This window comes from Mesorhizobium sp. M7A.F.Ca.CA.001.10.2.1 (assembly GCF_003998575.1).
Lineage (GTDB): Bacteria > Pseudomonadota > Alphaproteobacteria > Rhizobiales > Rhizobiaceae > Mesorhizobium.
Map to the genome: position 1 here is coordinate 1 of NZ_RZQY01000282.1, position 7,324 is coordinate 7,324.

A 7,324-nucleotide genomic window follows, 5' to 3' on the forward strand; every position below is an offset into this window, starting at 1 on the left:
GCCTTTGGCGGTCCATTCGGCGGATTTCTGTGGATCGGCAGCGGCAAGCCGGCGGTTGCCAGCCTGGTGGTGATCAGCGCCATCGTTTTCGCACTCGCCTACACCGGATTTCCGGTGCTGCCGGGAACCGATCTTGCCTGGCTGGCCAATTTTTCAGGTATCGGTTCGATGATCCTGGGGGCAGCGCTCGTCCTGCCCTTCGCCCATCGGTTCAAGCCGGTGAGATGGTATGCGCACGGATTTTGGGTGCTGGTGCTTGTCTTTCTGACTACCTATCCGGCTGCATTTGCGATCCGTTCGTTTCTGTTCCAGCCGTTTTCGATACCATCCAGCAGTATGGTGCCGACATTGCAAGGCGGCGACTATCTCTTCGTCTCCAAATTCGCATATGGCTACAGCCGCTACAGCGTGCCGTTCAATCTGTTGCCGATAGAAGGCCGCATGTTCGGCGCGGAGCCCAAGCGAGGGGATGTGGTGGTGTTCAAATTCCCGCCCGACCCCAGCGTGGATTACATCCAGCGGATCGTCGGTCTACCCGGGGACAAGATCCAGATGGTCAATGGCGTGCTGCACATCAACGATGTGGCCGTCGGCCTCAAGGATGCAGGCACTTTCTCCTACGAGGAACGCGAGCAACCTGCCAGGCTTGAACGGGAGACCCTGCCGGGTGGTGTCACCCATTTCGTTCTCGACCTGACGGACAGTTCCATCGGCGACAACACGCGGGAATTTGAGGTGCCCGAAGGCCACTATTTCATGCTGGGCGACAATCGCGACAATGCCTCCGACAGCCGATTCATGGTCGGCTTCGTTCCCTACGAAAACCTCGTCGGCAAGGCCGTGCGATTGTTCTGGAATTCAAAAGGCACGGAGTATTCTTCCCGGCAAACGCTGGACGGTTCGGTCGGCAAATAAGCCTGAATCGAGTTGGTTCGGACCCGCACCAAGTCTGGTTGATGACTACTTCATATCTATGCCGAGCGCGGCGAAGGCCAAGGTCGGACCGTCGCGTCGCAGGTGGACGAGATGCACAGCCACAAGTTCGATCAACGTCTGGCGTTCGGCGTGATCCCCAGCGAAGCCGGCCAGGTCGAACACCGCGGTCACGGTTTCATTCGCCGGCAGTTGCTCACTCAAAAGTTCCGTCAACGCCGCGTCGAGCGGATCGGTGAAATGGCCCTCCGGCAAGGTTTTCCCTCGCGCGGCGCAGGCGGCGATCCAGGCAGCCACCACCAGGGTCAGATGGACCAGTTCGGTACCGGCTTCCAGGCATTCGATGGCGGAAGCGATGATGCGCTGCGGCAGTTTCTGGCTGCCGTCATTGGCGATCTGCGCCGTGCGATGGGCAAGTGCAGTGTTGGAAAAACGCTCCGCGAGCTCCGCAATATAGGCGCTCGTGTCCAATCCGGCATCCTCGGGCAGGGTCGGGATCGCTTCGGCCCACAAGGCATCGACGAATTGGCGGATCGCCGGGTCGGCGAAGGCGCGGTCGACGGTGGCATGACCGCTGAGCAGGCCAAGATAGGCGATGGCCGAATGCGAGCCGTTGAGCAGCCTGAGCTTCATGTCCTCGAACGGGCCGACGTCGCGAACCATGGTGACGCCGAATTGTTCCCACGCGGGCCGGCCAGTCGGGAACTTATCTTCGACCACCCACTGACAAAACGGCTCGGTCATCACGGGCCAGGCGTCCTCGACGCCGAGTTCTTCAGCGATCCGCGCCCGATCGGCGTCGGTGGTTGCCGGCACGATGCGATCGACCATGCTGGAGGGAAACGCGACCTGGTGTGCGATGTGGTCGGCAATTCCGACATCACTCGATTGAGCGAGCCCGGCATCTCGCAACTGGGCGAATTCGACCAACAGCCGGTGCAGCGTGGCTCCGTTGGCCGGCAAATTGTCGCAACACAGGACAGTGAAGGGCGGCGTGCCGGCGGCGCGTCGCAGGGCAAGCGCCTCGGTCAGGAAACCATGCGCTGTCTTCGGCATCCGGGGATTGGCCAGATCATGGACGATATCGGGATGGGCGGCATCCAATCCCCCGCCTGCCGCCCTCAGATAGGCTTTTTCGGTGATCGTCAGCGTGACGATGCGGGTGTGCGGATCGGTCAGCGTGGCCAGCACCGCGCCCGGATTCTCCGGCGCCACCAGCATCGCACCGATCGAGCCGATGACCTGAAGCTTTTCGGTTCCACTGCTTCTGATCGCCAGCGTGTAGAGCCCGTCCTGCGGCGTGAGAGCGTCGCGCGTGTCGGTGCTGCGCAGCGAAACGCCTGTTATGCCCCAATCCGCCTCGCCTGCCGCCAGGCAATCGTCGACATAGGCTGCCTGATGGGCGCGGTGGAAGGCGCCGACACCAAGGTGCACGATGCCCGGGACGACGCGGCTGCGATCATACGCAGGTGTCGCGATCGAAGCCGGCAGTGCGCGCACGGTCTTCGTGGAAAGGCGTTCGGTCGTCGTGGTGCGACTGGTCTGGTCGGATGACATGAGTGGCCTCGGCAGGGATCGGCAAAGCGGCGTAACATTCGATTTCCTGCCACACAATGGGTCGAAAAGTCATCATACAACAATCGCAATTTTGTATGTTGACATTATTTCTTGCCGCCCCTACCGATAGTGGCTTGGGAGGATGATCGTGGCACTGACCCATGCGGATTTGCTGTTTCCCGCCGAGGCGCATTCGCGCGCGATTGCCCGTGATCTCTATGCCGGGATCAAGGACCTGCCCCTTGTCAGCCCGCATGGTCACACCGATCCGCGCTGGTATGCGCTGAACGAGCCATTCCCGGATCCGGCGCAACTGCTCATCGTCCCGGATCACTACATCTTCCGCATGCTGTTCAGCCAAGGCGTCCGCCTTGAGGATCTCGGCGTGGCGACGCTCGACGGCGCGCCGGTCGAGACCGACGGCAGGGCGATCTGGCGGCTTTTTGCCGAGCACTATCATCTGTTTCGCGGCACGCCGACCCGGCTGTGGTTCGATCATGTGCTCGCCGATCTGTTCGGCATCGACGAACCGCTGACCGCGGCGACTGCCGACCGCCACTACGACACCATCGCGACGCTGCTGCAGTGGGAGAATTTTCGCCCGCGCGCGCTGTTCGAGCGTTTCAACATCGAGGTCATCGCGACCACGGAAGGCGCGCTCGACGATCTCCAATGGCACCAGATGATTCGCGACAGCGGCTGGCAGGGCCGCGTTATCACCGCCTATCGGCCGGACGCGGTCGTCGACCCAGATTTCGAAGGGTTTTCAACCAATCTCGACCGGCTCGGTGAGATCACCGGCTGCGACACCGGCAATTGGGCCGGCTATCTCGATGCGCATCGCCAGCGGCGTGCCTTCTTCAAAAGCTTCGGCGCGACTTCGTCGGATCATGGCCATCCGACGGCCGAGACCGCCAATCTTTCGGATGCGGCGGCGCAAGAGCTGTTCAATCGGATTCGCCGTGGTTCCGACGATGAGCGCGAGCGAAAACTGTTCCGCGCCCAGATGCTGACCGAGATGGCCAAGATGAGCCTCGACGATGGACTGGTCCTGCAGATCCATCCCGGCTCCTGGCGCAATCATTCGCCCGCGATCTTCCAGAAATTCGGCCGCGACAAGGGTTTCGATATCCCGACCAGGACCGATTATGTGACGGCGCTGAAGCCGCTGCTCGACTGCGTCGGGCTGGAGCGCGACCTCACCGTCATCCTGTTCACGCTCGACGAGACCAGTTATGCGCGCGAGCTGGCGCCGCTGGCCGGTGTCTACCCGGCGCTGAAGCTCGGGCCGGCATGGTGGTTCCACGACAGCCCGGAAGGCATGCGGCGCTTCCGCGAGATGACCACCGAGACGGCCGGCTTCTACAACACCGTCGGTTTCAACGACGACACCCGTGCCTTTCCATCGATCCCGGCGCGTCACGATGTGGCGCGGCGAGTCGACTGCGCGTTCCTGGCGCGTCTCGTCGCCGAGCATCGGCTGCGCGAGGACGAGGCGCATGAGCTGGCGCGGGAACTGACCTATACGCTGGCGAAAAAGGCGTATCGGCTCTGAAGGGGCAACTCGCCCGCAATGCAAAGGGAGGAAACCATGTTGCATTTTTCAAGACTGACGGGAGTTGCGCTACTCGCCGCCGCACTGATGGCCGGAACGGCAAGCGCCCAGACGGTTCTGCGCTCGTCCGACACCCACCCGGACGGCTATCCGACGGTCGAGGCAGTCAAATATTTCGGCGAGCTTGTAAAGGAGCGTACGGCCGGCCGCTATGCGGTCGAGCTCTATCATTCCGCGCAGCTCGGCGAAGAAAAGGACACGATCGAGCAGGTTCGCACCGGCGTGATCGACCTCAACCGCATCTCGATGGCGCCGTTCAACGGGCTCATTCCCGAAACCACGGTGCCCTCGCTGCCCTACATCTTCCGCTCGGAAGACCATATGCACAAGGTCATGGACGGGGCGGTCGGCGACCAGATCGCGGCGGCGTTCGAACAGGTCGGGCTGGTGCTGCTCGCCTTTTACGACAGCGGCGCGCGCTCCTTCTACAATTCGAAGAAACCGATCAACTCATTAGCCGATCTGTCCGGCATGAAGTTCCGCGTCATCCAGTCCGACATCTTCGTCGACATGGTGGCGGCACTCGGCGCCAACGCGACGCCGATGCCGTATGGCGAGGTGTATTCGGCGATCGAGACCGGGGTCATCGACGGCGCGGAAAACAATTTTCCGAGCTACGACACCGCCAAGCATGCGGAAGTCGCCAAGTTCTATTCGCTCGACGAGCACACTATGGTGCCGGAAGCCTTCGTCATGGCGAAGTCGAGCTGGGACAAGCTGACGCCGGAGGATCAGGCGATCTTCAAGGCGGCCGCCAAGGAGAGCGTCGCCAGGCAGCGCGAGCTGTGGACCGCCAAGGTCAAGGAATCGCGCGCCAAGGTCGAGGCGGCCGGTTCGCAGATCACGACGCCGGACAAGCAGCCCTTCATCGACGCCATGGGTCCGGTCTACGAGAAGCATGTCAAGGACGACAAGCTGAAGGCCATGGTCGAAGCCATCAAGGCCGTGCAGTGATCAAGCGGCGGCGCGGGCATTCCGCGCCGCCGTCCTCTTGCGGAGAGAACCGGTGACCTCCAGCCCAGAACACAGACCGCCCCTGTCCGGCGTCGCGCGCATGATGTCGCGCGTCAGCACAGCGGCGCTATGGGTCGCAGGCATCGGGCTGGTGCTGATGACCGCCTTCGTCGCCTGGCAGGTGTTCGGTCGTTATGTCCTGAACCGCTCGCCAAGCTGGACCGAGCAGGGCTCGGTGATGCTGATGAGCTGGTTCATTTTCCTCGGCGCTGCCGTCGGCGTGCGCGAGAACTATCACCTCGGCTTCGACGTCCTGCTCTACGTACTGCCCAAAGGCGGCAAGCGTTGGCTGCGGATGATCTCGGACCTCGTCGCGCTCGCCTTCGGCATCGGTATGATCTGGTATGGTAGCCAACTGGTCGCATTGACCTGGGGCGCTACCTTGCCGTCGCTCGGCATATCGGGGGGCTGGGACTACGTCCCGCTGGTCGCGGGAGGCGTGCTCGTCGTGCTCTTCACGCTGGAGCGCATCGTGCTTCGCCTCTCCGGTGCGCCGATCGACGATGTGCTCGATGAACTGCCGCCGGCGGAAGTCGCAACCGAGCTCGACACGGCGAACGTGAAGGTCTGACGCCATGGAACTCTGGATTCTCTTCGGCGTCTTCACCCTTCTGATGCTTATCGGCACGCCGATCGCTTTCTGCCTCGGCGTCGCAAGCTTTGCCACCGTCCTCTATATGGGCCTGCCGCCGCTCATCGTGTTCCAGCGCCTGAATTCCGGCATGAGCGTCTTTTCGCTGCTGGCCATTCCCTTCTTCATCTATGCCGGCGACTTGATGGTGCGCGGCGGCATCGCCAGCAAGATCGTTGCCTTCGCCGGCTCGCTCGTCGGCCATTTGCGAGGAGGCCTCGGGCAGGTCAACATTGCGACCGCTACACTGTTCGGCGGCATTTCGGGGTCCGCGGTGGCCGAGGCAGCGGCGGTCGGCGGCTTGATGATCCCGCAGATGAAGGCGCGTGGATATGGAGCGGATTACGCCGTCAACGTCACGTCGATGGCAGCGCTGATCGCGCTGCTCCTGCCGCCGTCGCACAACATGATCATCTACTCGATCTCGGCAGGTGGAAAGATCTCCATCGCCGACCTGTTCACGGCCGGCATCATTCCGGGCCTGCTGTTGGCCCTGTCGCTGATGATCACCGCCTATTTCGTGGCGCGCTCCCGCGGCTATCCGACCGAGCCGTTTCCGGGCTTCACCGCCGTCGCGCATCTCTTCGCTGTCGCGGTGCCCGGCCTGCTGCTGATCGCGATCATCTTCGGTGGCGTACGATCGGGCGTTTTCACGGCGACCGAGAGTTCCTGTGTCGCGGTCATCTATGCGTTGCTCGTCACTGTCTTCGTTTACCGGCAGATGACTTGGGAAGGTTTCGTTCATGCCACCCATGGTGCCGTGCGCACCACGGCCATGGTGCTGCTCATCATCGGCATGGCGGCGGCGTTCTCGTGGTTGATGGCCTTCCTGAAAGTGCCGGCAGCGCTCATAGCCTCCATGAACGCGATCTCGGACGATCCGCTGGTCGTGCTTCTCCTGCTCAACGTCTTGATGCTGTTCCTCGGCACCTTCATGGACATGGGGCCGACGATCATCATCTGCACGCCGATCTTCCTGCCCGTGGCGCAAGCCTACGGCGTCGACCCGGTACATTTTGGCGTTATCATGATCCTCAACTTCGGCATCGGGCTGAATACGCCGCCGGTGGGCGCTGTGCAGTTCGTGGCGTGCGCAGTGGGCAAGATATCCGTCTGGGAGGCGATGCGCTCGATCTGGCCGTTCTATGGGGCCGGGCTCGTGGTACTGGGGCTCGTCACTTATATTCCGGCCATTTCGCTCTGGCTACCGAGCGTCTTCAAATAGGGGCGACATGGCATCGGACACCGCAACCGACCTCAGGGTCGAGAGAAAACCCAAACTGTCGGAGACAGTAGTCACGACGATCCGCAAGCAGTTGCAGGCGGGTGAGATCCTGCCCGGCCATAAATTGCCGACCGAAGGCCAACTGACCGAAACCTTCGGCGTCAGCCGCACCGTCATCCGCGAGGCGCTGGCCAAGCTTGCCGCCGACGGGCTGGTCGAACCGCGCCAGGGCGCCGGTGTCTTCGTCACAGAGCACATCTCGACAATGTTCGGCGCGCTGGCCGCGGACATGGGCAGCAAGGATTCGATCGCCAGCCGCACTTCGAGCACGTTGAGCGCGATCGAATCC

Annotated in this window: 7 protein-coding genes; 6 read left to right on the forward strand and 1 reads right to left on the reverse strand. The window is 62.4% G+C overall.

The window, feature by feature from the left end:
• The first annotated feature begins 168 nt into the window (after positions 1 to 168).
• Positions 169 to 915, forward strand: a complete 747-nt coding sequence (lepB, locus tag EN964_RS18660) for a signal peptidase I (RefSeq protein WP_127270502.1) — start codon at positions 169 to 171, stop codon at positions 913 to 915.
• 45 nt (positions 916 to 960) lie between these two features.
• Here the strand turns inward: lepB and EN964_RS18665 are convergent, their stop codons facing one another.
• Positions 961 to 2,490 carry a mannitol dehydrogenase family protein gene (locus EN964_RS18665; protein WP_127267286.1) on the reverse strand — a complete coding sequence of 510 codons (1,530 nt, stop codon included), beginning with the start codon at positions 2,488 to 2,490 and terminating at the stop codon, positions 961 to 963.
• Between the two features lie 142 nt (positions 2,491 to 2,632).
• On the opposite strand from EN964_RS18665, the gene uxaC reads away from it, so the two are divergent.
• The 5 genes from uxaC to EN964_RS18690 form a co-directional block, all read left to right on the forward strand.
• The gene (gene uxaC, locus EN964_RS18670; protein ID WP_164748766.1) at positions 2,633 to 4,045 is read left to right on the forward strand and encodes a glucuronate isomerase; all 1,413 of its coding nucleotides are present in this window, start codon (positions 2,633 to 2,635) and stop codon (positions 4,043 to 4,045) included.
• Between the two features lie 87 nt (positions 4,046 to 4,132).
• Positions 4,133 to 5,059, forward strand: a complete 927-nt coding sequence (locus EN964_RS18675; RefSeq protein WP_372958886.1) for a TRAP transporter substrate-binding protein — start codon at positions 4,133 to 4,135, stop codon at positions 5,057 to 5,059.
• A gap of 100 nt (positions 5,060 to 5,159) precedes the next feature.
• Complete coding sequence (locus EN964_RS18680; RefSeq protein ID WP_127269376.1) at positions 5,160 to 5,690, forward strand: TRAP transporter small permease; 531 nt, start codon at positions 5,160 to 5,162, stop codon at positions 5,688 to 5,690.
• A 4-nt stretch (positions 5,691 to 5,694) separates the two neighbouring features.
• Positions 5,695 to 6,975, forward strand: a complete 1,281-nt coding sequence (locus tag EN964_RS18685; protein ID WP_127269374.1) for a TRAP transporter large permease — start codon at positions 5,695 to 5,697, stop codon at positions 6,973 to 6,975.
• Between the two features lie 7 nt (positions 6,976 to 6,982).
• Positions 6,983 to 7,324, forward strand: a 342-nt coding sequence (locus EN964_RS18690) for a FadR/GntR family transcriptional regulator (RefSeq protein ID WP_164775876.1), incomplete at its 3' end; no start/stop codon positions are given.

Coding starts and splice junctions, on each gene's coding strand:
- lepB (WP_127270502.1), top strand. CDS start 169: ATGATCCTGGGGGCAGCGCTCGTCCTGCCCTTCGCCCATCGGTTCAAG.
- EN964_RS18680 (WP_127269376.1), top strand. CDS start 5,160: ATGATGTCGCGCGTCAGCACAGCGGCGCTATGGGTCGCAGGCATCGGG.
- EN964_RS18675 (WP_372958886.1), top strand. CDS start 4,133: ATGGCCGGAACGGCAAGCGCCCAGACGGTTCTGCGCTCGTCCGACACC.
- uxaC (WP_164748766.1), top strand. CDS start 2,633: ATGATCGTGGCACTGACCCATGCGGATTTGCTGTTTCCCGCCGAGGCG.
- EN964_RS18665 (WP_127267286.1), bottom strand. CDS start 2,490: ATGTCATCCGACCAGACCAGTCGCACCACGACGACCGAACGCCTTTCC.
- EN964_RS18685 (WP_127269374.1), top strand. CDS start 5,695: ATGGAACTCTGGATTCTCTTCGGCGTCTTCACCCTTCTGATGCTTATC.